Origin of the sequence: Duncaniella sp. (assembly GCF_029054785.1) — a bacterium.
Classification (GTDB): domain Bacteria; phylum Bacteroidota; class Bacteroidia; order Bacteroidales; family Muribaculaceae; genus Duncaniella.
The window spans coordinates 1-26306 of the sequence record NZ_JAIDEN010000125.1 but is presented as its reverse complement, the minus strand read 5'-3'; the positions used below and the strand labels follow the sequence as shown (position 1 = coordinate 26306).

Here is a 26306-nt window from a genome sequence, read left to right as displayed (position 1 = left end):
CCGGCCGTCGGGTTTCAGCGGTAGAAATGACAATAGGCCGTTCGATCAGCAGACGGGTGTAGCCGGAGAACCATCGGGAGGCCCGCGGATCTTTCACGCGTGTTTCGATTATAGTCCGGATTTCTTTGATGTCAGCCTCAGTAAGTTCTTTTGCCTTCTTTGAATGACGGAGGTTGTTGACAGCTAAAGGGATATCAGCTACGGTGCGTATTGCCGCCATAGTGTCATGGAGCATTATGCCTCGGTCACGGGCATCTTCGATGTTGTAATATTTCTCCTCCAGATGGGTGTTGTCCCAAAATGATCGGTGGAGCTGGGTGTCATAGTTGGCGACTTCCAGAAGTCTTGACGGTGTCAGAGAGGTCTTTTCGGCATGTTCCTGGACTGATTTGACCGAAGGCTCTCCGAGGGTGATGAGGTTGTCTGTGATTGCGAACGATGTGAAGGGAGAACGTGTGCTGTCCTGGATGTTGTTCGCGGCTTCGAGTTCGCGGCAGAAGTTCTGGTCGCAGCCTGACAGCGCATTGAAAATGTCAGGTCCGATGCTCGCTCCTTTTGCTTCAGGCGATGTGAGGCCTATGTGGAGTTCATCGACGGCTCGCGTAAATGCCACATAGAGCAGATTGACGGTGTCAAGTTTTGCCTGTGCGGTGACTTTGGAGTAACGCTCTTCGAAGACGGTCCCTTCCATTGACGAAGAGAGCTTCAGCGGAATCATCGGCGGGATGCATTCTGTCGGGACTCCGGGAATCTCGCTGATCTCAAACCAGGCGAGTTCCGAGTGGCTGCCGCTGTTCATCTGAGCGAACGGAATGTGGACGCAGGGATATTCAAGACCTTTTGACTTGTGGATGGTCAGGATGTTCAGAGCGCTGTCGTCTTTGGCTCCTGCTACGGCTGATTTGTTGCCGCTCTCATCCCACCATTTGAGGAAGGCGCGGATATCACCGTGGCCTCTGCCAACAAATTCTGTCACCAGATCCTGGAACGCTGTCAGATAGAGATTCTCGCTCTGGCGGTTTTGCTCAGGGACAAAGTTGGCGATTATGTTTTCAACCAATGAAACGAGGTCGATCGAGGTCGGTGTCTGGGATGGAGTCTTGCTCTCGCTCTGCTCCGGGGCTGTGGGGCTGTGATTTTCGTCCGAATGGAGTGCGATGTCAAGCGCCGCAGCCGGAGATAGCTGCCCGTCGCTGCGCAGCGATTCGAAACGGTTGATCAGATTTGCGATCTCGCGTTGGGTCTTTTTGCGCGGATTGGCTGAAAAGTCTGTGGACGACAGAAGCCTGAGCCGACTGATGATGAGCGATACGGAGGGGGAGTTGCCTATGAGCAGCGAGGAGTCGGAGACTATGCGGAATTCCGGGAAATCAGGATCAGATTTCCGGACCTCTTCGAGATGGCTGATGACGGTGTTTCCTTCGTCCCAGCGTCTGACAAGTATGGCGATGTCGCCGGGACGGTAGCCCGATGACAGCTGCCGCCGCAGTTCTGTGGTGAGGTTGTCAAGCGCTTCCTCCATCCACTCGTCTTTTTTACTGCCGGAGTAGATTTTCACACGCACATATCCTTTGTGTGAAAGATGTTTGGGTGAGATCTGCTGGGCCACGTTGGAGTAAATGTCCTCATAGCCGAGATCTCTGACAAGGGCTGAGAAGAAGGTGTTGTTAAAACGGATCACGTCGGCTGACGAGCGCCAGTTCGTGTTTTCTTTGATTGTGTTTCCGCTTATGACCGTGCGTCCGAGAGCCATCTCTTCGGTGTGAAGATTGTGCAGAAGTGAGGGGTCGCTGTTTCGGAAACGGTAGATACATTGTTTTTCATCGCCGATGACAAGATTGTCGTGGTCATAGGCCAGACTTTCGCTGATCAGTGGGCGGATGTTCTGCCATTGGCTGTGGGAGGTGTCCTGAAATTCGTCAATCAGATAATGTTTGAACCAGACGCCGACGCGCTCATAGAGAAAGGGTGCGTCTTCGCTGCCGATGATCTTTGCGATCAGAGAGTTCGTGTCACTAAGTAGAATTGTCGAGTTTTCCTGCCGGAATTTGTCGAGATAGGCTGAAAGGGTCGAAAGCATTCCAAGCTGATAGAGGTTGGATGCGATGATCCGGAGGGCCTTGACCTGTGTGGCACAAAAGGCCATCGCCGTTACGGCATGACTGATCCGTCCGTCCAGTTCGGCTGTGCGCAGTGGCGAGTTCTTGCCTTTTTTCAGGTAAGCCTGCTCGATGTCATTTTCGACTTTCGACATCGTGGCTGAAAGTCCTTTGCTGTCATATCCGGTCTGCATCCATTTCAGCAAGGGCTTGTAGACGTTGGCCGAGATTATCTCCCTGGCCCCGCTGTTGTCGATGGTGTGCACTGCGGCTTCACATGCCTCGGCTGTCTGTCGGGTGATTTTCCCGATGAGATTGTAGACATGGTTCTTGAAGCTGTCGAATTTTTTCTCGTCGGAGAAATATTCCATCAGACGGCTTTCGTTCTCGCGGAAAACGTCGTCGGTGATGTCGTTGATGAAAGAGATGAGATCGCGGTGGATGTATGAGTTGCGGTTGAAGATGTTGAATGTGCGTCCGTCCTCGATCAGATGGGTCATGTAACTGGAGAGCCAGTTGATCAGATAGTTTGTCCGGGCGGTCTGCTCCCCGTGGTTCAGGTCCTGAAGGAGTTTGTCGACGCTCATTCCGATGACACCTTTGTCGTCAAGTTCCAGATCATAGTTGCCTGAAACTTCTGCCTCGCGGGCAAATGAACGGAGAATCAGCTGGAAGAATGAGTCGATTGTCGAAACACTGAAAAAGTTGAAATCATAAAGCAATCCGCGCAATGCTGAGGCGGCCGCGGCTTTCAGCTCATCGGCCGAGCAGCGGAAGGCGGCACACAGATCAGCTTCGTAGGGGCTTGGTTTGGTCCAGTTTTTCTCCAGTCCGGCAATGACGGCCAGCTCGTGGATGATACGGATTTTCATCTCTTCGGTGGCTTTGTTGGTGAATGTGATCGCCAACACAGACCTATGAGATCCGCCGGATGATTTCCGCAGATGATAGTTGCCATCCTCATCTTTCCTGCCAAGCATCAGTTTGATGTATTCGCGGGCGAGGGTGAATGTCTTGCCGGAGCCGGCGGATGCTTTATAGATGTTGATCATTGTCTGACGATTGATGGAAACGCAGGGGAGGAGTCCGCGGGTTTACCGTACTTTGTAACCCATCTCCAGGAGTAGCTTTTTCAGATCTTCTTTGCGGTCGCCTTGGATCAGTATCTCCCCGCCGCGGGCCGAACCTCCGGTTGAGAGGCGCGATTTCAGGCTGGACGCGATTTCTTTAAGCCGGTCTTCGTCGCATTTGAAGCCGACGGCGAGAGTGGCTGTTTTTCCTTTGCGGCCTTTTTTGTCTAAAATTACTTCGATCGTTTCGGGAGACTGTCGGGGCGCTTCCGGCTTTTCAGCCACAAATTCTTCTCGTTCGAGTTCTCCGTTGGCGATTTTTTGTGATAAAAGATCTTTCCAGTCCAAGATTTTAGAGTTTTTAGATGATGCCTGATGAGCAGGACTTTGATTTAAATATGGTCAGCTGATAACTGCCGGTTCAAAGCTCCGATAGTATTGCTGTTTATGGCTGAGGAATGGCTTCGGGGCTGACAGAATCGGTCGGATCAGTGATTTTGCCCACTTCGTTTGCCGGGACTTCCCAGTCGTGGTCCGATGGAATTTCTCGCGGATTGTCGAGCGCATGAACTATGGTGCTCAATGTCATGGCATACTTTTCCTGCTCCACCGGAAGTGTGCGGTAGTAGTTTCGGGCTGAGTCTGCATTGAGTTTGAATGCTTCGCGGTAGCACTGTGCGGCCAATTGGATGTCATCCGGGTTGTCCGTGCGGTCGTTCAGCTGCATGTAAATGATGGACAGACGGGCATAGTCCGAAGCTTCGATCCCTTGCTTTTCGGCAGTAGTCAGGATTCCGGTACAGATGTCGCGCGTAGCAGTCATGTCCTCGTCGGCAATGGCCACTTCCGCAGCCGCAAACTGCTCTGAAACGGAGTGTCCGTTGCCGCATGAACTAAGCAGGACCATACAGGCGACAGCGCTTGCGGATATATAATTAAATATGTGTCTCATTAAAGATTTCAGATGGTTGAGTGTTCTAACAGTCGGTTGGTTTTGCCGTCCCTCTTATTCGTTGCGGCGCTGATAGAGATAGCTGACACCGCCGCTTTCCAGCTGAAGCGAAAAGTCGGTATGGGCTACGACCTTACGAGCCACACGTTCCGGAATATTTCCTATCAGGGTGCTGTCACCGTCGAAACGGATTGACTGTGGTGAAAGCTCAATGATGAGAGAGTCGTTGACAACATTCCATTCGCCATCGACACTGAAAGTGAGAACTCCGGGTTTTATCGCTGTGATGGTGCAGCTTGCATCTTTTCGCAGTTGCATGACCGGCTCTGTCTGCGACAGTTCGGAGTTGTAGTAGGTGCCGACAATCTGTTTCGCTTCTTTGCTGAGATGACTGCACGATGATATCGCGGCGGTTCCGAGAAGCAGGAGTGAGAGGTGGTAATATTTCATGTGTGTGGATTGTTTGGATGCTTCTGTCAGGAACTGTTTAAATTTATATGATAATATGAATTTTAACAGTTCCTCAGATGCAACCGATGATCTCGTTAATGTCTGAGATTCCGTGGCGGCTGCAATAGTCTTCCATGAAGTCGATGACTTTCATGGTGACTGCGGGATCGATGAAGTTGGCAGTTCCGATTTCGATTGCCGTTGCTCCTGCGAGCATGAATTCGATTGCGTCACGCCCGTTCATGATGCCTCCCAGTCCGATCACCGGGATTTTGACTGCTTTTGCAACCTGCCATACCATTCTGACTGCCACCGGACGCACTGCCGGACCTGAAAGGCCGCCGGTGACGGTTGAGAGGTGTGGACGACGGCGTTCGACGTCAATCGACATTCCCATCAGGGTGTTGATCAGCGAGACGGAGTCCGCGCCTTCGGCCTCAACGGCTTTAGCAATGTCGGCTATTGAGGTGACGTTGGGGGAGAGCTTGACAATCAGTGTCTTGTCAGGATAGGCCTGGCGGACTGCACGTGTGACTTCTGCCGCACCGCTTGTTGTGGTGCCGAAAGCCATGCCTCCTTCTTTGACGTTCGGGCAGGAGATGTTGACTTCGATGGCGCTGACATCGTCGAGCGCATGAAGCCGGCGCGCTGTTTCAGCATAGTCATCGACATTTGCCCCGGAGACGTTGACAATGAGTTTTGAACCCAAGGTGCGGATGCGCGGATAGATATGCTCGATGAAGTAGTCTACACCTTTGTTCTGAAGTCCGACAGCATTCAGCATCCCAGACGGTGTTTCTACCATGCGGGGATAGTCATTGCCTTCGCGGTGGTGGAGTGTAGTACCTTTTATTATATAGGCTCCAAGGCGGTCAATGTCGATGAACGGTGTGAATTCCTCGCCATAGCCGAATGTGCCTGATGCGGTCATTACGGGGTTTGCCAGTTGCAGTTTCCCTATGTTGACAGATAGATTTGCCATTGATTTCTCTCCTTAGTTTTTTATTGGTTCCAGGTAAGAGCTTCGATATTGAATACCGGTCCTTCGGTGCACACACAGACGTTGCCTTTGACGGTCTTTTCAACGCAGCAGAGGCAGGCACCGAGTCCGCAGGCCATCATGTTTTCGAGCGAAACTTCGCACTGGGTTCCGTTTTTATATGCGATAGCAGCGATGGCTTTCATCATAGGCGCCGGGCCGCAACAGTAGTAGCGTTCATAAGTGTTGCCGAAAGTCGGATGGGCTGTCACAAGGCCTTTGACTCCTTCAGAGCCGTCTTCAGTGCAGATGTGTACCGGGCCGATGCTGCGGAAGTCTTCCAGCGAGAGCAGATCGCCTGCCGAGCGTGCGCCGAGCAGAAATTCCGGGCGATAGCCTCTGGCTTTCAGCTCGCGTCCGAGATAGAGCAGGGGAGCCACGCCGACACCGCCCCCGATAAGCAGCAGAGGTGCGTTGCCGGTGCAATCTGTTGTAAAGCCGTTGCCTAAAGGCAGCATTATGTTGAGCTTTTGGCCTGCTTTCAAGGCGATGAGCGCGGAAGTTCCGCGGCCTGCATTCCTCACAAGCAGAGTGAGCGTGTTTGCACTGCGGTCGACGTCGTTGATTGAAATCGGACGTCGAAGAAAGACGTCGGGAGCTTCGACTGCGACCTGAACGAATTGTCCCGGCAGAATCATGGGCAGGTTCGAGCCGTCGGCAGGAGCTAATATCAGCTTGGAATAGTTGCTGTTGATGCTGATATTTTCAATGATTAGAAAATCCTTTACTTGTTTCACGATAATGAGATTAGGATCAGACGGATTTGTTCCATCCCCACAAAATTACAATTTTTTTGGTAAAAGATCAAAGTCTGCCTGCCTAAAATTGGTAAAATTGGGGTGGTGAGTTTACATGATGTTTCTTTTATGGTGGATTGGTGTGATATTCTTATGAGTCGTGGCGCATCTTGCTGGAGAAATGAAATTTTGCTAATTTTGTGTCAAATTTAGTTTTAAAACCATGAAGACTTGCGCTGATAGAGCGCGAAAATGCTAAAAATGAAAAAAATAACAACTTCATTCCTGTCTTTGCTTTTGGCGTCAGGATTTTCTGTCGTTTGTGCGCAGGCGCCGGCTTTTCCTGGCGCCGAAGGGCATGGACGTTTTACAACGGGTGGCCGTGGTGGAAAGGTAATTCATGTGACGAATCTGACTGATGATAAAAACAATCCGGCTGAAGGTTCGCTTCGCTGGGCTTTAAAGCAGAGCGGTGCCAAGACTATTGTTTTTGATGTCAGCGGCTATATTGATCTCGTGGCTGATCTTCAGATTTCAGCGAATACTACTATCGCCGGCCAGACCGCTCCCGAAGGGGGCATCACTCTGCGTTATTATACGCTTCGTCTGAGCGGAAACAATATAATTGTCAGGTTTATCCGTTCGCGCCGGTCGCAGGTGAAAGACACGAACGATGGTGCAGATGCAATCTGGGAACGAAACAGAACCAATCTGCTCCTTGACCACTGCTCATTCTCGTGGAGCATTGATGAGATCGCTTCGTTTTATGACAACCGCGATTTTACCATGCAGTGGTGCTCTCTTGGCGAAGGCCTTGCCAATCCCGGCCATTCAAAGGGCGCTCATAGCTACGGCGGTATATGGGGCGGTAAGAATGCCTCCTTCCATCATAATTTTATAGCTCATGTTCAGAACCGCGCTCCCCGTTTCAATGGTGCGCGTTATGGCTGGACCGGCTACGATAAGGATGCCTATTCGTCGGCTGTCGATGCCGAGCGCGTCGACTTCCGGAACTGCCTGATGTATAACTGGGGAACCGGGGCTGCATGCTACGGAGGTCCCGGCGGAGGCTATATAAATATGGTGAACAATTATTACAAGGCGGGACCGGGTACTAAAAACAGGACGACAGTCACTCAGGTGACAGTAGCTACATCCGGTAATGCCGATTCAAAACATCCGGAACTTTACGGGCTGTCATCACGCTATTATATTAAAGGTAATTATATGGCTGCCGCCTCTGCTCCGGAAGACTATGACTGGACCGGTGTGAAATATGACAGCGGATTGCTGACTTCGAATGGCGAACGTTATATTCCGGATCCAAACCATAATTTTGGTGAGGGAGTGTCGTATGTCTCTATTTCAGGCAAAGATTGCGTCGGGCTTAAACTTGACAGCCAGATTGATCCGGGTGTCGTGACCACTCATTCCGCTAAGGATGCTTATGAAAAGGTTATGGGTTATGCCGGTGCAAGCCTTTATCGCGATGCTGTCGATGCCCGTTATATGGAAGAAACACGCACCGGGACTGTGACTTATCATGGTGATGTGGCCTATGTGAAGGATGGCAAGGAATATCCTACTTCAAAAACAGAAGGAATTCTGGACTTTATAAATGATCCGGATGGTGAAGCCAATCCGAAAACAGCAAGTTTCCCGGAATTGCCGATGAATGTCCGTCCGGCAGGATTCGATACCGATGGCGATGGTATGCCCGATGACTGGGAACTTGCCAACGGTCTTGATCCGAATGATGCGTCAGACGGCCAGAAGTACACGCTTGACACTGAGAAAGGCTGGTATACCAATCTTGAGGTGTATCTTAATTCTTTGGTCGAAAAGATCATGAAAGCCGGTAACAGCGATGCGATTGATGCGGTGGATGAGTATTACCCCGCCTGCAAAAGCGCAAGTTCAGGGATTGAAGAGGTCGTTGCCGGATCCGAGATTGAGAGTGTTGAATATTACGACTTGCGAGGCGTACGACTTGCGGAACCTGCCGAAGGGCTTAACATCCGCAGGATCCGTTACAGTGACGGTCGTGTAGTTACAGACAAAGTTGTCAAACGATAAAAATGAATGCCATGAAAAAAATGACCGTGGCCTTGGCCGTAGGCCTGATGGTGCCGTTTCTCTCCTGGGGTAAGGCGCCTGAAGTTCCGAGAGATACTTCTTTTACGGCCTATTCGACAAACAAGAAAATACGTAAATATCACCCTGAGGCCGTTCTGGCATTGCCTGAGCTGCCCGCCGGGGTGAAAGAATGGCGCGATGTGGTTTATGCCACATTGCCAAAAACTAAATATGGACGCCGTGATCTCCATGTTGATATTTTCAGGCCTGATGATGACAAGGTCTATCCTGCGCTGCTGATGATCCACGGTGGAGGATGGAATTCCGGCGACAAGAGCCTTCAGGTGCCGATGGCCCAGCAGATAGCTGCAAAAGGTTATGTTACCATTCCTGTCGAGTATCGCCTGATTCCTGAGGCTGTCTATCCCGCCGGTCTGCACGATGTGAAGACTGCTATAAGATGGGTGAGGGAGCATGCGGCTGACTACGGCATTGACCCTGACCGAATCGCGGTCTCCGGTTGCTCGGCGGGTGCGCAGCTCGCTACGTTGGCCGGAGTCACCAACGGCTCTAAACGCCATGAGGGTAAAGGCCAGTGGCGCAAGACGTCAAGCGATGTGCAGGCTGTCATAAGCATGGACGGTATCGCTACATTTGTTTCTGAATCCAATATAGCCGATGCTGTCGACCGTCTTGAAAAGAAGGGCGAACTGCCTGTCAATGCGAAATGGCTCGGCGGCCTCTACGAGGATTCTCCCGAAAACTGGAAAGAGGCTTCAGCACTTCTCTGGATCACTCCGAAATCCGCGCCTGTGTGCTTTATCAACAGCGGACTGCCGCGTTACAGTGACGGGCGCGACGAGCTTGTTGAGAAATATGATTCTTTGGGTATTTATACCGAGCGCCATCGCATTCCCGTCGATGTGCACACATTCTGGTTTTTCCATCCCTGGTTTGAGACTACGGTCGAGCGGGCTGTCGGTTTTCTTGACCGTATGTTCAAGGGCGAAAAGTCAGCGCCGCGGCTGAAACTGACGGATCATGGGGTGTGCAATGACAGCACCGTTTTGCAGACGGCTGCTATTCAGAGGGTGATCGACAAAGCCGAGGCTATGGGTGGGGGAGAGATCATTGTTCCGCGCGGCACCTTCCTCACCGGTGCACTTTTCTTCAAGCCCGGCACCACATTGCGGCTTGAAGAGGGAGCGGTCATCAAAGGTTCTGACAATATCGAGGATTATCCGCTGATACCTTCCCGCATGGAGGGTCGCAGCATCTACTATCATGCGGCCCTGATCAATGCCTATCATGTGGACGGGTTTGAGATAAACGGCCCCGGCACAATTGACGGTAACGGCTATAAGTTCTGGGTGCAGTTCTGGGACAACGTAGAGAAAGCCCGTGTGGAGAATCGCAGCTGGACCAATCTTGAGGTGCGCCGTCCGCGCCTGGTATTTCTTTGGGGCTGTGACAATGCCCGCCTCAGCGGTGTGCGTCTGATCAACTCTGCTTTCTGGACATCTCATTTCTATCTGTGTAATGATCTGATTGTCGAGAACTGCGAGGTTCAGGCGCCGCGCGAGCCTGTCCGTGCGCCGAGCAGCGATGCTATCGACCTTGACGGATGCCACAGGGTGATTGTGCGCGGATGCTATCTGAACTGCGATGACGATGGTGTCTGTCTCAAGGGCGGAAAGGGTGTCTACGCCCACAAGTCTCATGAAAATGACAGCGTCACCGATGTGCTGGTCGAAGGCTGTATATTCGGCCCGAATCTCCACGGGACTCTGACATTAGGTAGCGAATGTATCCATGCCGACAATGTTGTCCTGCGCAATTGCCGTCTCGATAATGATTGCTCGCTTCTGCGTTTGAAAATGCGCCCCGACACATATCAGATCTATGAGAATATCCGGATTGAGAACGTCACCGGTCGCTGCGGCACGGTGGTTGAGGTGCTCCCTTGGAAGCAGTTCTTTACCTTGGAGGGCAGTGACGAAAAGCCGGTCGGTCTGATCCGCAATATTTCGATCCGCAATGTCGATCTGAAATGCAACAGTCTTGGCGTTATCGCAGCCAATCCTGACGACAAGGTGGAGAATTTCAGTTTTGAGAACGTGAGTCTGAAAGCTGCGTCTGACATTTTCCGTTGCAACTATCCTGATGTAAAACTCAAGAATGTCACAGTCAATGGCAAGCAGCCGGAGATTCTGACTGCCGATGAGGAAATGAAAGACAAACTGAATTTCGACGCTGTGGATCTCGATAAAAATAATGAAAAGTAAGATTTGAGCGGAATTCCTGAAAAATGGATATGGCTCATAAAAGAAGAAGCATGGCCTCCACGGTTATGCTTCTTCGTTTTATATGAAAGATATGCCGCTTGGATTTTCGGTCGTGTTGTTAAACATCCTGCAAGAACTGATTCTTGTTTGCAGGAGCGGGGAAATTTTAGTAACTTTGCACTGTGATTGACATAGCTCAACATATAGAATACCTGCTTCTGCATCATGACTGTGTGGTGGTGCCGGGTCTTGGGGCTTTCATGATGAATGATGAAAGTGCCCGCTATGACGCGGTGTGCCATAGGTTTATGCCGCCGCGGCGTACGGTCGGGTTCAATCCGGAAGTGCGCCATAATGATGCGATGCTCCTCGGAAGCATCTCGCGCAGAAGCGGTGTTTCGCTTTCGGTAGCCAGAGCGGATCTTGAGACGGAAGTCGCCGCGCTTCATCATCAGCTCGAAGTGAGCGGTGAATTTCCCTTGGGAGATCTCGGAATGCTGACGCGCGGAGAAAGCGCCGGGTATCCTGTCTTTGAGCCGTCTGCTGACTCGTTGCCGCTGAAATTATATGGAAATCTTGCCCCTGTGGATTGTTCGCCTCTGTTTTCAGACGAAGACTCCGCAGAGGATGGTGGGGCCCCCGCCCGTCAGAGAATTGTGGCCATACCTGCCCCCCTTAAGATAGTTGCGTCCTTTATTGTCGTCATGGTCGCCCTTGGAATCCTTTATTCGACAACCGGCCTCATAAACGGGCCGAGAGCCAACTCGGCTTCTCTTGACACCGGTCTCAGCTCGCGGATCGAGCAGTCGGCCCCGGTTTTCGAGCCTGCATTGGCTGAGAATGTCTCGCGAGAGATCATCCTTAACATCGCTCTTCCGCAAAACAGTGAAGAGATCAGCGAACCGGAGTCCTCAGTCCCGGTTCAGACGCTTGCCGACAAAAAGGCTTCCATGCCGCAGCGCTATCTTCTTGTTGTCGGATCTTTCCCCAGCCGGTCATCGGCCAACCGTCATATTGCCAATGTCGGAGATGAATCTCTTCGTGTCATCGAGATGGACGGTAACTACCGCATTTATGCCGCATCGGCGCCGACCATAGACGAAGCCCGCCGGATGGCAGCATCTGTTTCTGCGACTTACCCCTCTGTGTGGGTTTGCCGCAGATAGTTATTTTAATAGCCTCTAAAATTAATCTTCCCTCATGGACTTCAATCAAATGCTCGTGGAGCGCCGTAGCATCCGCCGCTACACAAATGAAAAAATAGATCCCGAACAGGTAAAACTCATCCTTGAAGCCGGACTCTTGTCTCCTACATCAAAGTCTGCGCGGGCATGGCAGTTTGTAGTCGTTGAGGATCCCGACATGCTCGAACGTCTCGCTCTCTGCAAGCCGATGGGTGCGGCCCCGATTGCAAAATGTCCGCTTGCGGTGGTTGTTGCCGTCGATTGTACTGCCACTGAACCGTGGGTTGAGGATGGATCCGTTGCCGCTTCCTACATGCAGTTGCAGGCTCAGGCTCTCGGCCTTGGTTCGTGCTGGATTCAGGTTCATGGCCGCTTCACAGATGACGGAACTCCATCTGAGGAATATGTCCAGGAGCTGCTTGGCATCCCTGAAACCTGTCCTGTTGTCTGTGTGCTCACTTTCGGACATAAGGACGAGGTCCGCAAACCTCAGGATCTCGAAAAACTGAAATGGGAAAATGTGCATATCGGTAAATTCTGATCCCTGCGGATGTCTCTGAAAATTGTTTTTATCGGTGCCGGAAATGTTGCGTCACACCTTGCCCCGGCGGTGGAATCGGCGGGCGCGGGAGAAGTGGTGCAGGTGTATAGCCGAAGCCTCGGATCAGCTCAGTCTTTGGCCGCAGGCCTGCGGGGTGCGACAGCAGTCAGCGACGTATCGGAAATCCGCAGTGATGCTGATGTCTATATTGTCAGTCTTGTCGACGATGCCATATCGCCTCTTGTTTCCCGACTGCCAAAGGGGGGTAATGCCTTGTGGCTTCATACATCCGGCTCGGTCGGAATGGAAGTCCTGGCCCCGCTTTCCGACCGCTATGGGGTGTTCTATCCTTTGCAGACTTTCTCCAAGGGTGTTGACATTGACGTTTCTCGCGTTCCATTGTTTATTGAGGGTTGCGAGGAGTCTGTCGAGGCGGAGATCCGCAGTCTCGGTGCTCAGGTGTTTGCAAATGTCTATCATGCTGACAGCAACACGCGTCGCATGATGCACATTTCAGCTGTCTTTGCCTGCAATTTCACCAACCATCTGTGGACAATCGCTGCGGAAATTCTTCAGAAAGAAGGTCTTCCGTTTGAGGTGTTGCAGCCGCTCCTGGAAGAGACCGTGAAAAAGGCCTTTGCAGTTTCGCCCGAAAAGGGTCAGACAGGACCCGCAGTCAGAGGCGACCGGGCGATAATCGACAAGCATCTTTCAATGCTCTCCGGTCAGCCGGAAAAAATCTATTCTCTCCTGAGCGAATCCATCATCCGTCATCATTCCGTCGACAAATAGGGAGTCAGGTTGAACGCTGTTTCCGCAAACAGCGGATACAATAGTCCAAATGGCATTACAACAGACTTATCAGTCTGCCTCATGACCCTCAAGCTGTTTGCGGATTGAGTTGATAATATCTTTCCATGACGCGCTGTCAAGGTCAAAAGACAATTCTCGGTCATAATCCCAATCAAGTCCTTTGCCAGTCGCTTTTCGGGTCGGCAGTATTTTTAGTTTGCGGCTGTCGTGTGTCACAAGAACACTTGTACAGTGCATATAGAGCTGTCGCCATGAGCGTTGTTTCATCGCTTTGATTAGCTCGGATGCCTTTATTTCGGTGTATTTGTCATGCAGACTTGCGTGGAAAATATCAGTCAGAGTATTCTCAAATACCCCATTATCGCAGTCAAGAGGCAAGAATTTAATCGGATAACTTGAGTTGACATAATATACTGTGACAAATATATATCCTTTATCAGTGCGATATATCGCACACTTCCCGGAGCGCCCCAACTCAGGGCATCGATCGTTATATTTTCGATTGATTCTGAGCCAACGATATGCTGCCAAAACAATCGCAACAATCACAAATATTATGACCAATCCAAACTTTGGCCCATCATAATATTTAATATTTAAACACCGTCATATTGTTTTCCGGATTGTCTTTCTGATACACCACACCAATACTGTCACCGACGGCAAAACCATTGGCATGCATACCACCTTTATATGTTACACCGTTCACTGTAAAGTTGTAATGTATTATAGGACCACTGTTGCCTATATAGCCGATATTTGAAATCACTGTCAATGTATGTTCCGGATTTGCCGACAAAGCATTGTATTTGCGATTCTGGAAAAACAGACCTACAATGAGAAAAGGCACAAGAATCAGCAGCATAACGCCAAAGGGTAAGCGTCTCTCACCCCGTTGACCAAAGAAAAACCTATATATCTTACTGTCAGATTTCATCTCACACCATATTTGGATTTGAAAGCCTCTTCCTCAATAAAGTTTTCAAGCAACGCATGGCACGCATCGTTTTCAGTAAGATGATTGCTCAATGTTTTTGTAGATCCTCTGTCATCGATATAAACAAGTTTATATGTGTCTCCATCTCGCATTACCACCACACAGTCGGGTTTGCTGGTTGTATCAAATCCAAATCGATACGATTCAATTCCCATAACTTTAAGATATTGTTCCACCGATGCTTGGTCTAATTTCTGTGACAACATCGGCTGTTCCCAATACCGTTCAAGTTTATCATTCAGTATGTCGCATACTTTGCCAACTGATACAAAAGTGTTCACAATTCCGGTGTTTTTCCCACCTCCGGTCAAGTAATCCGCCCTTATGATTTTAGCACTTCCTGTTTTTGTTATGACAAACATCTCAACACGCAGAAAAGGAATAATCTCATATTTCATCTTTGCCGGTATCAGATATTCGATACGGTCATCAAATATCCTTGCAAGCGGTTTGCGCATCGCGATCAATATCAGCCAACCTATCCCGACAATCACCCCGAAAGAGAAGAATATCATTCCCATATAACCGATAAATATATCTATACCAGAACGAGGATTGTTTGTCATAAAGAACCCTCCAACAACAAACAAGAGGCAGATTAGGATAAAACCGATCACTCTCCAGACGCTTGGATATATGTCAATTCGTTTATTGGTAAGTTTCATTTTAGGATGTGTTATTTCAGAATCACTGCAAGGATGCTAAAAATATTAATACTGATGCAATTATTACAGCCAAGAATATTCCAACTGAATATTTGTTTTGGCTGTGGGATGATTGGCTGTCAAAAATACCTGAGCCTCCAAATCTCTCAATGCTGCGGCAAATACGAACATACCAATCTGAATGAATGGTAGAAACATCTTGATATGATATAGAATATCGTCATCATTTACAGGCGTAGTCTTTCGTTTCCCTTTCTGGTAATATCCGGCATCTTTGGGGAAGTTGTATTTTATGATGAGGCCAACGTTCGGCACGGGTTTTAGTATTTTTGAAGTCCATACCGAGCCGACAATCGCAGTGACTGCCATAGCAGCTAATAATCCCCAGTTCAAGCCGGTCCCAAGCATTATGCCTGCGCCCAAAACTCCTACACATGCCATTGTCAATGATATGCGAAACTTTAATGATTGGCGACCTGTCAATTTCATAAGTTTGTCTTCTTTCATCCGTTTGATTTACTTGTCTGTTGGCTCGCGAGGCTATTCCGGGATTTCTGTTAAAATCCGATGTCAGTCCGGGCCAACGGACAGCAATGATTACGGATGGTTGTGTTTGTAGATTGGTGTCATACGCAAAGTTAGCATAAAATTTGAATTAAGCGGCGATAATCCGTGAAAAAATATCAATAATGGCCGTTGACGGCAATTCCTGGCAATTGCTTTCCGGAGGGTGTGTAAAAATTTTTTATAGGGGAGATTATTTCGGGCAATTTTAGTAAATTTGCAGGTTGAAAATCGCTTATGATCTATGTTTGAAATTGAGTTTACACCTATTATAATAGCTCTGCTGTGCGGAGTCCTTGTATGTTTCTTTTATCTTCTGCTCGGTTTCCGTCACTATGTCAGGAGTGTAGGCCGTGCGGCTGACGTCGATGACCCGACTGACGAAGTTGATGCCGCCTCGCTCCCCGCAGTGTCGGTGATTGTATGCGCCGAGGATGACGCTCGCAACCTTGAGACCCTCCTGCCCGCAATTCTCACCCAGGACTATCCGGCACCCTTTGAAGTCATTGTGGTCAACGACGGGGCCTTGCCTGCCACCAAAGAGGTGATCGCCCGTCTGGAGGAAAAATATTCGAATCTCTACATGACATTCACTCCGCTGGAATCGCGTTCGCTTTCACGCCGGAAACTTGCGCTGACTCTCGGCATCAAGGCTGCGCGCCATGAAGTAGTCGTGCTGACCACCGGAAACACACGCATCCTTTCAGGCCGCTGGCTCAGACTGATGGCCCGTCATTTCAGCAAAGGCAAAGAGGTTGTCATAGGCTATGCCGCCCCTGTGGCCGCAGTAGATCCTGACACCGAAGAGCCGGTCAAGGAGCCTTGGAAACGACTTCATGCCTTTGACTCGGTGCGCACCGCCGTGGAATATCTTTCATGGGGACTTGCCGGGCGTCCGTATCGTGCGACATGTCACAATCTGGCCTATCGCCGTGCGGTCTTTTTCCGAAACAAAGGCTTTTCTCGCACACTGCATCTGAAATATGGCGATGACGATCTTTTTGTCAACGAAGTTGCAAACCGTGACAATACTGCTGTGGAGATCTCTCAGGGATCCATTGTCGAAGTCCCTGAGATGCAGCCCCAGGCAGCCCATAAGGTATCAAAACTCCGCTATGGCTACACCGCCGGGAAACTCCGCACCGGCGCCCGTCTCTTTTTCGGCAGTTGTTCGTTGGCCTGGTGGGGATTTGTCGGCAGCTGCGTGGCTCTCGCCTTGGTCGGCTTGCCCTCGTTTGTGCCCATGATTGCCGCTGGTGTCCTCTTCATAGCACTGACAGTCATCCTCTCTCTCTCCTGGCGCTCCACATCACGCTCGCTGCATTCACGCTCGCTGTTTCTGACTGTTCCCTGGTTCCTGACTTTCGAACCGGTCTATAATCTGTGGTATCGCATCAAAGGCTTTATCAGAAGAGGATCAAATCTCAGCTGGAGCTGACAAAAGACAGATTTATGGAAGGAACAATCGAAATAAACGGACTTCAGCTCTTTGCCCGACACGGAGTGTTTGACTTCGAGCGGCTCAACGGCAATACATTTGAACTGACCGTCCGCCTGCGTTATCCGATCGGAGAGGCTATGCGGACCGACGATGTCAGCCAGACGCTGAACTATGCCGAGGCTGTGGACATAATCAAGGAGGAAATGGCCGAGCCTTCAGATCTGCTCGAACATGTGGTCGGACGCATCCGCGCGGCGCTCATTGCCCGTTGGCCACTTATCTCAGGAGGCTATATTTCCCTGACAAAACTCAATCCGCCGATCAATGCCCGGCTCAAAGGCGTTGCAGTAAGTATAAACTGGTAAATTTCTTCATCAATCCCCAATATGGAAACTCCCGTCCTTCTTCTCACAGGCTATCTTGGAAGTGGCAAGACCACTCTCGTAAACCATATACTCTCCAACCGTCGCGGCATCCGCTTCGCAGTCATCGTCAATGATATCGGCGAAGTGAACATCGACGCGGACCTCATCCAGCGCGGAGGCGTTGTCGACACCAAAGATGATTCGCTCGTACCGCTCCAGAACGGCTGCATCTGCTGCACTCTGAAAATGGATCTTGTCAAGCAGATCGACGACATCATGGCGATGAAGAAGTTTGACTATATTGTCATTGAAGCGAGCGGTATCTGCGAACCTGCACCGATAGCCCAGACCATCTGCTCGATACCCTACATGGCGGAGGGTGCCTTGACCCACAACGGCACTCCGAAGCTCGACTGTATAGTGACGGTTGTCGATGCACTACGCATGCGTGATGAATTCGGCTGTGGCGAGGACCTGACAGCGCATCACCACGACGATGAAGATATTGAGAACCTTGTCATTCAGCAGATCGAGTTCTGCAATATTGTCATACTCAACAAGGTTTCGGAAATCACCCCCGAAGAGCTTCGTCGGGTTCGGACCATCGTGCTTGCGCTCAACCCCGGTGTGCGCATAATCGAGTGTGACTATGCCGATATAGACCTCTCGTCGATCCTTGACACCCACATGTTCAATTTCAACAAAGTCGCCACTTCGGCTGCGTGGGTGAGCCACATCGAGAAATCTGCCGAAGAGATTGCAAAGGAGGAGCATGAGCATGAAGACGCCCGTCACCACCACGATCATGAACATCATCACGGGCATGAACACCATCATGGCGATGAACACGGACATGAGCACGAACATGAAGAAGACCATGATCATGAATGTCATGATCACCACCATCATCACGGCCCGGAATGCACCTGCGGATGCCATCACCACCATCACGGCGAAGGGGAGGCGGAAGAATATGGAATCGAGACATTCGTCTATTTCCGCCGTCCGGGCTTCGATCTGAACAAATTTGATTATTTCGCCGCCAACAAATGGCCTGAGAATATCATCCGCTCCAAAGGTATCTGCTATTTCGGCAACAATCCCGACATGTCATATCTGTTTGAAACCGCCGGTCGTCAGAAGCAGTTGAAAGAGGCCGGAATGTGGTTCGTAACCGCGCCTGAGGACGAACTGAAAGAACTCGTTGCCCAGGATCCGTCAATTATGCGTGACTGGGACGCCGACTACGGTGACCGCATGATTAAAATTGTTTTTATCGGACAGCATCTCGACCGCGCCGCCATCACTAAAGCCCTTGACGACTGCCTCGACCTATGAAACCATATCTGCAAGTTGAAGATCTGACCAAAAGCTATGGCGACCGCCTGCTGTTCGACTCCGTGACTTTCGGCGTGAACGAAGGTGACAAAATCGGACTCATCGCCAAAAACGGTACCGGAAAATCCACTCTCCTGCGCATATTGTCAGGTGCCGAAGCTCCTGACAGCGGCACTGTGACTTTCAGAAACGGACTCCGGGTGGGCTTTCTCGCCCAGCTTCCTGTCTTTGAGCCGGGAAAAAGTATACTTGACAATCTGTTGGCTGAAATGCCGGTCGGACATCACGACGAGTGGAACCGCGAAGACCGCGCACGACAGATGCTCTCGCAGCTTGGCCTCCATGATCCCTCCATCATGCCTGAGCACATGTCCGGAGGTCAGATCAAACGTGCGGCTCTGGCTCAGGTGTTTCTCGCGTCGCCTGATCTGCTGATCCTCGACGAGCCTACCAACCATCTCGATCTTGAAACCGTTGAATGGCTTGAGAACTATCTGACCCGTCAGCGAATCACCCTCCTGATGGTCACCCATGACCGCTATTTCCTCGATCGTGTCTGCAACAAGATCATTGAAATCGACATGCAGCGCATCTTCACTTATGAAGGGAACTTTGATCTCTATCTCAGGCGTCGCGCGGAGCGCATCGAGGCTCTCACGGGAGAATTGGCCAAAGTGCGCAACACTCTGCGCAAGGAGCAGGAATGGATGAGACGGCAGCCACAGGCCCGTGCCGGGAAGGCCCGTTACAGAATCAACGCTTTCTATGATCTCAAAGAGCGTTCGCGCGCGAATTACACAGAGCGGCAGATTGATCCCACTGATGTGCGCTCATCTTATATCGGATCAAAGATTTTTGAGGCGGAAGGCATCAGCAAGCGTTTCGGAGACAAAGTGATTCTTGATGATTTTACCTACACTTTTGCCAGATATGAGAAGCTGGGCATAATCGGCGGAAACGGGGTAGGGAAGTCGACATTTGTCAAAATGCTTCAGGGACTTGTCGCTCCTGACAGCGGAGAGTGGAATGTCGGTGAGACTGTGCGTTTCGGCTACTACTCTCAGGAAGGACTTCAGCTGCCCCCCGGCAAAAAGGTGATTGATGCAATCACTGATCTGACTGACGACATTGTGCTTGACAGCGGGGCAACGCGTCTGTCGCCGATGCAGTTTCTCACACGCTTCCTGTTCACTCCGGCTGACCAGCAGAAATATATTTCGACATTGAGTGGTGGAGAAATGCGCCGCCTTCATCTTGCCGCAGTCCTGGTGAAGCAGCCGAATTTCCTGATCCTCGACGAGCCGACCAACGATCTTGACATCATGACTCTTGGAATCCTTGAGGAATACCTGCGGGAATTCAAAGGCTGCGTGATTGTCATTTCCCATGACCGCTTTTTCCTCGATTCCATCGTGGACCATCTGTTCGTGATGGAAGGCAACGGTGTCATTAAGGATTTTCCGGGCAATTACAGCGACTATCGTGACTATCTCCGGGAACTGAAAGCCAATGAGCAGCCGAAAGCCGCTGCGGGGACTGACACTTCGTCAAGAAACAGGAACCGAGACAATCGTCCGCAGAAACTGACATTCAAAGAGCGTAAAGAACTCGAAGCATTGACTGAAGAGATCGACGCTCTGACAGCAGAGCGCCAGGAACTTGAAAATCTGTTCAATTCAGGAGAACAGCTGGATGATATTGCGGACAAGGCAAAGAGGTATTCCGAACTCAAGGATATTCTTGATGAAAAAGAAATGCGTTGGCTTGAGCTTTCGGAAAAAGAATGATCCGGATGACCGTGGCCGTGGATAGTCAGGTACGGTGACAGCTGTGAAACAATCGCCGTTCAGGGATTGTACAGATCAGGATTGAAAAAATCGGCTATATCACGGGCCTGTGCCAAGGCAAGGGCCGCTGGACTGTCCGGATTTATTTCGCAGGCTTTGGAGTAGTCACCCATAGCGCCCGCTCGGTCGCCGAGACGCCATTTGAGTTTCCCGCGCTCGAACAGCAGTCGGTCGTCAGTCCGGTCCTGTCCGATCAATGAATCAAGAGTCTCCAAGGCATCATTATACCGCCCGGAAACAATCAGGTCTTTGTATTTTTGGTGTTTATCCATTATTTGCCTAAATTTGGAGAGATTTCAAATAGAACTTTCTACCGACAAAACTAACAAAAAGTACTGTCATAAGCAATGAATAAGATTCTTTTTATCGCAACCGCAGTTTTCGGACTCTTCGCGTCAGCCACATTGACACATGCTGCCGATCCGACAGACACACATTATACTATGGAGCAATGCCAGGGGTCGGCAATACCTTATCCTGTGCGGTCGGTGAAGGATCTTGTCTATCCCGACTCCCTGACTCCGGTCTATCTCAACCACGTCGGGCGTCACGGCGCTCGCTTTTTGTCATCGTCAAAATATACCACGTCGCTGTCACGCATCCTGCACCGGGCCGATTCCATGCGCACAATTTCTCCTGCCGGGAAAAAACTTCTGGATCTGTGTAATCTTGTTGTCAGCAGGACCGCAGGTCGCTGGGGCGCATTGGATTCGCTTGGCATGGCTGAACAGAGAGCCATTGCCTCGCGGGCTTTCGCTGCCTATCCGATGCTGTTCAAAGACCGCAAAATCAATGCGATCTCATCCTATGTTCCACGTTGTGTGATGTCAATGGATGAATTCACCCACCAGCTGACGCGTCTGGACAATCATATTGAGATCTATACTTCATCAGGTCGGCAGAATTCTCCGCTTGTGCGCCCGTGGGACAGCGATTCGGACTATAAGGCATTCATGGCAGGGGAGGAATGGCATAAAGTCTATGACGAATATGTCGATAGCCATGCCCCTCTGACAGTAGCTCCACGTCTTTTAGACAAGAATTATCCCCTGACCGAAGGTGAGGCGCGCGATTTCGGCCTTGCGGTATATAAAGTCATTGCCGGTTGCAGCGCTATGGCTATCGGGGTCGATCTTTCGCTCTATCTGACAGAGCCGGAGATCAACGCTCTTTGGAGCATCGAAAATCTTCACCACTATCTGACACATTCGGCTTCGACGCTCTCCACTGCGCCCGCCACTATGGCCGCGCCTTTGCTCGCCGATCTGATCAAGACGTGTCAGGATGCTATATCCGGGGCCAATCCTTACAGTGTGATGTTGCGTTTCGGTCATGCCGAGACTCTGATGCCGCTCTTCTCCCTCATGCACCTCCCTGGCTGCTACTATATGACCAACTATTTCGATACAGTCGGATTGCACTGGCGTGACTTCTACGTGGTGCCGATGGCGGCCAATCTTCAGATGATTCTTTTCCGCTCTGAAACCGGACGCTATTATGTGCGTGTCGACCTTAACGAGACTCCGGTTCCTCTGATCCCCGGACGCTCGATGATTTATATCCCCTGGAATACGGCCCAGGATTATCTTGTCCGCTGTCTCCCACTCTATATGCAGCCGTAAGAAATATTGATAATAGTTTTTTGACTGTTTTTATCAGCCGACAATAATGAACCCCAAAAATATCCTTGCCATACACGACCGTAGCGCCTTTCGTGATTGGCTCTCCAAGCACCATGCCACAGAGACGGAATGCTGGGTCGTGGCTAAGCGTGGTAAGGTGGCGCCGGAAGATTCGCTGTGGTATCTCGATGCTGTCGAGGAGGCTTTGTGTTTCGGCTGGATTGACTCTACGGTGAAAACTGTCGAAGGCGTGACCCTTCAGCGATTCGGACCGAGGACCCAAAACAGCCGTTGGACGGAATTGAACAAGGAGCGTTGCCGTAGGCTTGAACGTGCCGGACTGATGACAGAGAGCGGCCGAAGGGCTTGTCCTGATCTTGATGCTGAGTTTGTCATCATGCCGGAAATTCTTGATGAATTCAAAGCAAAACCGTTGGCGTGGGAGAACTTCTGTGGATTCCCGCCATTGTATCAGCGAGTGCGCATCGACAATATCCAACGGGTTGCAGGATCGCCCGGGCTCTATGCAAGCCGTCTTGCCAAACTCATTGAATCCAGCGAAAGGGGAGTCATGATCGGCGACTGGCATGACAACGGCAGGCTGTTGGGGGATTGACCAACGCGGAATTACCGTCAATCATTTGGCTGTCAATCTTAGTAGAGACAAAAAAAGAGAGGGGGTCTCACGACTGCCTCTCTCTCCATTCATCACATTATGCTTATTTTAGTGCTTATTCTTTTATACTTTAACTAAAGTTCTTATCATGCTGACGGGTCTGTTATAGATAGCGGCTTGCCACTACATCCCAGTCGACGATTTTCCACCACTCCTTGAGGGCGTCGGCGCGTCGGTTGCGATAGTCAAGATAGTAAGCGTGTTCCCAGACATCGAAAACCAACAGAGGAGTCAGACCCTCGCAGAGAGGATTGCCTGCATTGGATGTCTGTGTGATAAAAAGTTTTCCGTCTTTATCTTTTGACAGCCATACCCATCCAGAACCGAAAATCGAGACTCCGGCATCTTCAAATTCTTTCTTGAACTGGTCGAATGAGCCGAACTGTTCGTCGATCGCCTTGCGGAGATGTCCGTCAGGCTCATGTGCGCCGTCGGGTGAGAAGGTGAAGAAGTAGAAAATATGATTCCATGCCTGCGATGCGTTGTTGAACAACGGCCCGGATGCGGTTTTGATAATATCTTCAAGCTCCATATCCTCATAGGGGGTATCCTTTATGAGTCTGTTGAGATTGTCGATATATGTTTTTTCATGCTTACCGTAGTGGTACTCGATTGTCTCACGCGAGATAGAAGGAGCCAAAGCGTCATTGGCGTAGGGCAATTCAGGAAGTGTATAAGTCATGATGATTATTGCGTTTTAGAAGTTCGTTATATCCTAAAAACGCATCCAGGAGGCGTTGGTTCGGGAATATTTTGTTAAATATCTTCAAGAAATCCTTAACTTTGCAGCAAAATTAAATGAACCATGTCAACACAAATAAAGTCTGACCAGGTGGTCTCGAAGCCGTTTTTGTCACAGAATATCCGGGACTACATAGCAATTGTATGCGGCATCATAATTTATGCCGTAGGCTTTACCGTATTTATCCTCCCGCACCATATAGTCATCGGCGGTATGGCGGGTTTCAGTTCTTTGATTTTTTATGCCACTGGCGGCCGTCTTCCTGTTGCGGTTGTCATGTACGGAACAAATGTTCTGCTCTTGCTCTGCGGCTTCCGTTATTTGGGCAAAGGCTTTGTGCTGCGCACGATTTTCGGTGCGACTCTGCTGTCGGTGCTGATCGGATCGGTCGAGGGATATTTCACCTCTCATCCTCCTTTGGTCAGCAGTGCCCCGATGAGTGTCTTTATGGGGGCCGTAATGCTCGGTCTTGGTATAGGAATCTATTTCAGCCATCACGGTACAACCGGAGGAACCGATATTGTCGCGGCCATCATGTCACACATCAGCGATGTGAGCATGGGGCGTGTCATGATGATAATCGACGTTTCGATCGTGGCATTCTCGTTTTTCCTGCCGTTTGACGGAGACATGGAAGCCAGAGTCCAGTCCCGCACCCAGACAATCATCTACGGCTGGTTGGCCATTTATATCTACTCGTGGCTTGCAGACAGGTATATCGACAAAGGGAAGCAGACCATCCAGTTTATAATCCTTTCAGAAAAGTGGGAGACGATCGCCTATCGGATCACGCATGAAACGGGCCGAGGAGTGAGCATGTGGGACGGCACGGGTTACTGGACCGGTGAACCTCGTAAGCTGATGTTGATCTGGTGTCGTCAGAATGATGTCTACAACATCTTGAGAATCGTCAAGGAGACAGATGAGAATGCCTATGTGACCAATTCAAGTGTGAGAAGCGTCTACGGTAACGGCTTTGACCGGTTGAAACTTAAAAAAACATCATTGCCTTGAGGCGATTATAGAGCAGGCTATACCTGCGATGAAAACAAAATATCCGCGCTTTCACAAACGAAGCGCGGATATTTTGTTTGTTGCCGGGGATATCCGTCCTTTTGGGTGGAATCGACCGTTTATTCTTCAGGTGCGAACATCGGATCCCACGGTGGAAGGAGGGTGGGTTTCTGACTGAGTACTTTGCTTGCTTTAGGAGTCAGGTATTTTTTGTTGACAACAAGGCGGAACATGTATTCGTCAAACCATTTGTCGGTCATGATGAGGTGACCGTTGTTGGCGCCCTTTCCCCAGCTGTTTTCAACCATCCATTTCTTCGGCTGATCTTTTGAGTCAAGATCCACGGCTACAAGAGTCATGGCATGAGATGATGCAGATGAATGGGTGCGGATGCGATCGGCCTTGTCCATGCCGAATTTTGTCCCGAACAGAGAGCCGTAGTCATAGTTGTTTTCGTCAAGCAGTCCGAGATCCTTGTTGAGGAATTTGCCGACATCGCAAGAAAAGTACATGGCTTTGCCGTCACGGATGGAAGAGATTGCCATCTCTTTGATTTCCTCTATGGGCAGATTGACATAGGTCCAGTTATAACCGTCATATCCGTGGCGGTCATATTCGATTTCGTAAAGTTTGTAATATTCGCGGGTCGGATCGTTCATCAGCATCACATAATCATTCTTGAGGTCATTGCCGAAGAATGTTTTGTAGAACGTCTGTGGGGTATAAGTCTTTGTGTCGACTGCCTGGCCTTCAGAATCGCGGCGGGTCCAGGTGAATTCTGTGGGAGGTTCTCCAAGATTCAGAGCGAGTATGCGGTAAATCTGAGAAAGCATTTCCTTTTTGCGCACAGCAAGAGCCTCGGCATTCTTGCCTTCGGCAGCCATCTTGCGCAGTTCAAGACCGTCTTCGCGTAGGCGCAGCTGAAGAAGTTTGCGCATGGTGCTTGTCGATTTGCTGCTTTCTGTCTCGCCCATCACTTCAATGGGTACGACACCATATTTCATCAGGTTGTCGGCAATACCGGTGTATTGGCCGCCATCGCTGAGAGGATTTGCAAAGAGCCAGTCGACAGTCCGGTCCTCAAACGGTTTTGAGGCGGTGTCAATCACTCCTTGGAGAAAGAGATTTGACTTCTCAAGCTGATCCCAGAAGAAATTATAGCTCTGTGACAGCTCCAGCTGAGGAAGTTTATGTTCGGTCATGGCCTGTGCACGCAACACATTCAGACCGGTGAAAAGCCAGCAGCGGCCTGACGAACGCTGGTTGGTTATGCCTTTGCTTGGAACACGATGCGAAAAATGAGTGTCCAGGTTGTTGAGATTTTCATGATTGAGGGCGAGCGCATTGATCGGATTGTTGGCAATCGCATTATGGATTGCCTTTGTGCCGGGAGTCGCGGCATACGAAGCCCGAAATCCCTCGATGTCTTTTTGGTTGATTCCGCCATCGCCCTGCGCTGCCATCGCAAGCCAAGGCAGGGAAAGGCCAACAAAGAGTGCTGATTTCTTCATTTGTACTATATTTTGGTTGAATTTAAGGTTGAAGTGAGATTTTTAGCAAATATACGTCAAATAGCGCTAATTTGGAAATATAATGTTATCGGATATTGATGAAAAAAATTCCCACTGCTGAATTTACCATGTTTTCAGTCTATTATTGCCGTTGTGGAGGCAGACGCTTTTGCAAGATAAATAAAAAGTTGCTGAAAAATTTGGAGGATTCAAAATAAACACCTACCTTTGCACCCGTAATCACAACGCAATGGTTCCTTGGCCGAGTGGTTAGGCGC

Annotated in this window: 25 protein-coding genes; 12 read left to right on the top strand and 13 right to left on the bottom strand. The window is 50.1% G+C overall.

Features of this window, described 5'->3' with window-relative positions; all coding sequences use genetic code 11:
• The 6 genes from K2H17_RS08115 to K2H17_RS08090 form a co-directional block, all read right to left on the bottom strand.
• A partial coding sequence (locus K2H17_RS08115; RefSeq protein ID WP_300133602.1) for a UvrD-helicase domain-containing protein occupies nt 1-3151 on the bottom strand: 3151 nt, incomplete at its 3' end.
• Nucleotides 3152-3193: 42 nt separating this feature from the next.
• Nucleotides 3194-3517 carry a translation initiation factor gene (locus K2H17_RS08110; protein WP_300133600.1) on the bottom strand — a complete coding sequence of 108 codons (324 nt, stop codon included), beginning with the start codon at nt 3515-3517 and terminating at the stop codon, nt 3194-3196.
• A 97-nt stretch (nt 3518-3614) separates the two neighbouring features.
• A complete protein-coding gene (locus tag K2H17_RS08105) occupies nt 3615-4121 on the bottom strand; it encodes a hypothetical protein (RefSeq protein WP_300133599.1) in 507 nt (168 codons plus the stop codon).
• A 54-nt stretch (nt 4122-4175) separates the two neighbouring features.
• Nucleotides 4176-4571: a hypothetical protein gene (locus K2H17_RS08100; protein ID WP_300133597.1), complete on the bottom strand. Its 396-nt coding sequence runs from the start codon at nt 4569-4571 to the stop codon at nt 4176-4178.
• Nucleotides 4572-4644: 73 nt separating this feature from the next.
• The gene (locus tag K2H17_RS08095; protein WP_300133595.1) at nt 4645-5553 is read right to left on the bottom strand and encodes a dihydroorotate dehydrogenase; all 909 of its coding nucleotides are present in this window, start codon (nt 5551-5553) and stop codon (nt 4645-4647) included.
• Nucleotides 5554-5573: 20 nt separating this feature from the next.
• Nucleotides 5574-6347 (bottom strand): dihydroorotate dehydrogenase electron transfer subunit, encoded by a 774-nt coding sequence (locus K2H17_RS08090; protein WP_300133593.1) that lies wholly within the window; start codon nt 6345-6347, stop codon nt 5574-5576.
• Nucleotides 6348-6608: 261 nt separating this feature from the next.
• On the opposite strand from K2H17_RS08090, the gene K2H17_RS08085 reads away from it, so the two are divergent.
• From K2H17_RS08085 to K2H17_RS08065, 5 genes are all read left to right on the top strand, one after another.
• Nucleotides 6609-8423: a pectate lyase gene (locus K2H17_RS08085; protein WP_300133591.1), complete on the top strand. Its 1815-nt coding sequence runs from the start codon at nt 6609-6611 to the stop codon at nt 8421-8423.
• Between the two features lie 11 nt (nt 8424-8434).
• On the top strand, nt 8435-10708 hold the full coding sequence (locus K2H17_RS08080; protein ID WP_300133589.1) for an alpha/beta hydrolase fold domain-containing protein: 2274 nt from the start codon (nt 8435-8437) through the stop codon (nt 10706-10708).
• A gap of 182 nt (nt 10709-10890) precedes the next feature.
• The gene (locus K2H17_RS08075; RefSeq protein ID WP_300133587.1) at nt 10891-11874 is read left to right on the top strand and encodes an SPOR domain-containing protein; all 984 of its coding nucleotides are present in this window, start codon (nt 10891-10893) and stop codon (nt 11872-11874) included.
• Between the two features lie 34 nt (nt 11875-11908).
• The gene (locus tag K2H17_RS08070; RefSeq protein ID WP_300133585.1) at nt 11909-12433 is read left to right on the top strand and encodes a nitroreductase family protein; all 525 of its coding nucleotides are present in this window, start codon (nt 11909-11911) and stop codon (nt 12431-12433) included.
• A 9-nt stretch (nt 12434-12442) separates the two neighbouring features.
• Complete coding sequence (locus tag K2H17_RS08065; RefSeq protein ID WP_300133583.1) at nt 12443-13225, top strand: Rossmann-like and DUF2520 domain-containing protein; 783 nt, start codon at nt 12443-12445, stop codon at nt 13223-13225.
• A gap of 69 nt (nt 13226-13294) precedes the next feature.
• Here the strand turns inward: K2H17_RS08065 and K2H17_RS08060 are convergent, their stop codons facing one another.
• From K2H17_RS08060 to K2H17_RS08045, 4 genes are all read right to left on the bottom strand, one after another.
• Entirely contained in the window at nt 13295-13513 is a 219-nt protein-coding gene (locus tag K2H17_RS08060; RefSeq protein ID WP_300133582.1) for a hypothetical protein, read from the bottom strand.
• A gap of 322 nt (nt 13514-13835) precedes the next feature.
• Entirely contained in the window at nt 13836-14183 is a 348-nt protein-coding gene (locus tag K2H17_RS08055; RefSeq protein WP_300133580.1) for a hypothetical protein, read from the bottom strand.
• On the bottom strand, nt 14180-14908 hold the full coding sequence (locus tag K2H17_RS08050) for an STM3941 family protein (protein WP_300133578.1): 729 nt from the start codon (nt 14906-14908) through the stop codon (nt 14180-14182). The genes K2H17_RS08055 and K2H17_RS08050 overlap by 4 nt, the downstream gene beginning before the upstream one ends.
• Before the next feature lie 63 nt (nt 14909-14971).
• Complete coding sequence (locus K2H17_RS08045; protein ID WP_300133576.1) at nt 14972-15415, bottom strand: hypothetical protein; 444 nt, start codon at nt 15413-15415, stop codon at nt 14972-14974.
• Nucleotides 15416-15716: 301 nt separating this feature from the next.
• On the opposite strand from K2H17_RS08045, the gene K2H17_RS08040 reads away from it, so the two are divergent.
• From K2H17_RS08040 to abc-f, 4 genes are read left to right on the top strand one after another with little or no spacing between them, the layout of a single operon-like run.
• On the top strand, nt 15717-16910 hold the full coding sequence (locus K2H17_RS08040; RefSeq protein WP_300133574.1) for a glycosyltransferase: 1194 nt from the start codon (nt 15717-15719) through the stop codon (nt 16908-16910).
• A 14-nt stretch (nt 16911-16924) separates the two neighbouring features.
• Nucleotides 16925-17278, top strand: a complete 354-nt coding sequence (folB, locus tag K2H17_RS08035) for a dihydroneopterin aldolase (protein WP_300133571.1) — start codon at nt 16925-16927, stop codon at nt 17276-17278.
• Between the two features lie 21 nt (nt 17279-17299).
• Nucleotides 17300-18616 carry a GTP-binding protein gene (locus K2H17_RS08030; RefSeq protein ID WP_300133568.1) on the top strand — a complete coding sequence of 439 codons (1317 nt, stop codon included), beginning with the start codon at nt 17300-17302 and terminating at the stop codon, nt 18614-18616.
• On the top strand, nt 18613-20403 hold the full coding sequence (gene abc-f, locus K2H17_RS08025) for a ribosomal protection-like ABC-F family protein (RefSeq protein WP_300133565.1): 1791 nt from the start codon (nt 18613-18615) through the stop codon (nt 20401-20403). The genes K2H17_RS08030 and abc-f overlap by 4 nt, the downstream gene beginning before the upstream one ends.
• 59 nt (nt 20404-20462) lie before the next feature.
• On the opposite strand, the gene K2H17_RS08020 is transcribed toward abc-f, so the two are convergent.
• Nucleotides 20463-20735 (bottom strand): hypothetical protein, encoded by a 273-nt coding sequence (locus K2H17_RS08020; protein WP_300133563.1) that lies wholly within the window; start codon nt 20733-20735, stop codon nt 20463-20465.
• A gap of 75 nt (nt 20736-20810) precedes the next feature.
• On the opposite strand from K2H17_RS08020, the gene K2H17_RS08015 reads away from it, so the two are divergent.
• Both K2H17_RS08015 and K2H17_RS08010 read left to right on the top strand, forming a co-directional pair.
• On the top strand, nt 20811-22085 hold the full coding sequence (locus K2H17_RS08015) for a histidine-type phosphatase (protein ID WP_300133561.1): 1275 nt from the start codon (nt 20811-20813) through the stop codon (nt 22083-22085).
• A gap of 46 nt (nt 22086-22131) precedes the next feature.
• The gene (locus K2H17_RS08010; RefSeq protein ID WP_300133560.1) at nt 22132-22701 is read left to right on the top strand and encodes a YdeI/OmpD-associated family protein; all 570 of its coding nucleotides are present in this window, start codon (nt 22132-22134) and stop codon (nt 22699-22701) included.
• 163 nt (nt 22702-22864) lie between these two features.
• Here K2H17_RS08010 and K2H17_RS08005 read toward each other — a convergent pair whose 3' ends face one another.
• Nucleotides 22865-23443, bottom strand: a complete 579-nt coding sequence (locus K2H17_RS08005) for a superoxide dismutase (RefSeq protein WP_300133557.1) — start codon at nt 23441-23443, stop codon at nt 22865-22867.
• 123 nt (nt 23444-23566) lie between these two features.
• On the opposite strand from K2H17_RS08005, the gene K2H17_RS08000 reads away from it, so the two are divergent.
• Nucleotides 23567-24517: a YitT family protein gene (locus K2H17_RS08000; RefSeq protein WP_300133555.1), complete on the top strand. Its 951-nt coding sequence runs from the start codon at nt 23567-23569 to the stop codon at nt 24515-24517.
• A gap of 119 nt (nt 24518-24636) precedes the next feature.
• Here the strand turns inward: K2H17_RS08000 and K2H17_RS07995 are convergent, their stop codons facing one another.
• A complete protein-coding gene (locus K2H17_RS07995; RefSeq protein ID WP_300133553.1) occupies nt 24637-26028 on the bottom strand; it encodes a C1 family peptidase in 1392 nt (463 codons plus the stop codon).
• Between the last annotated feature and the right edge of the window lie 278 nt (nt 26029-26306).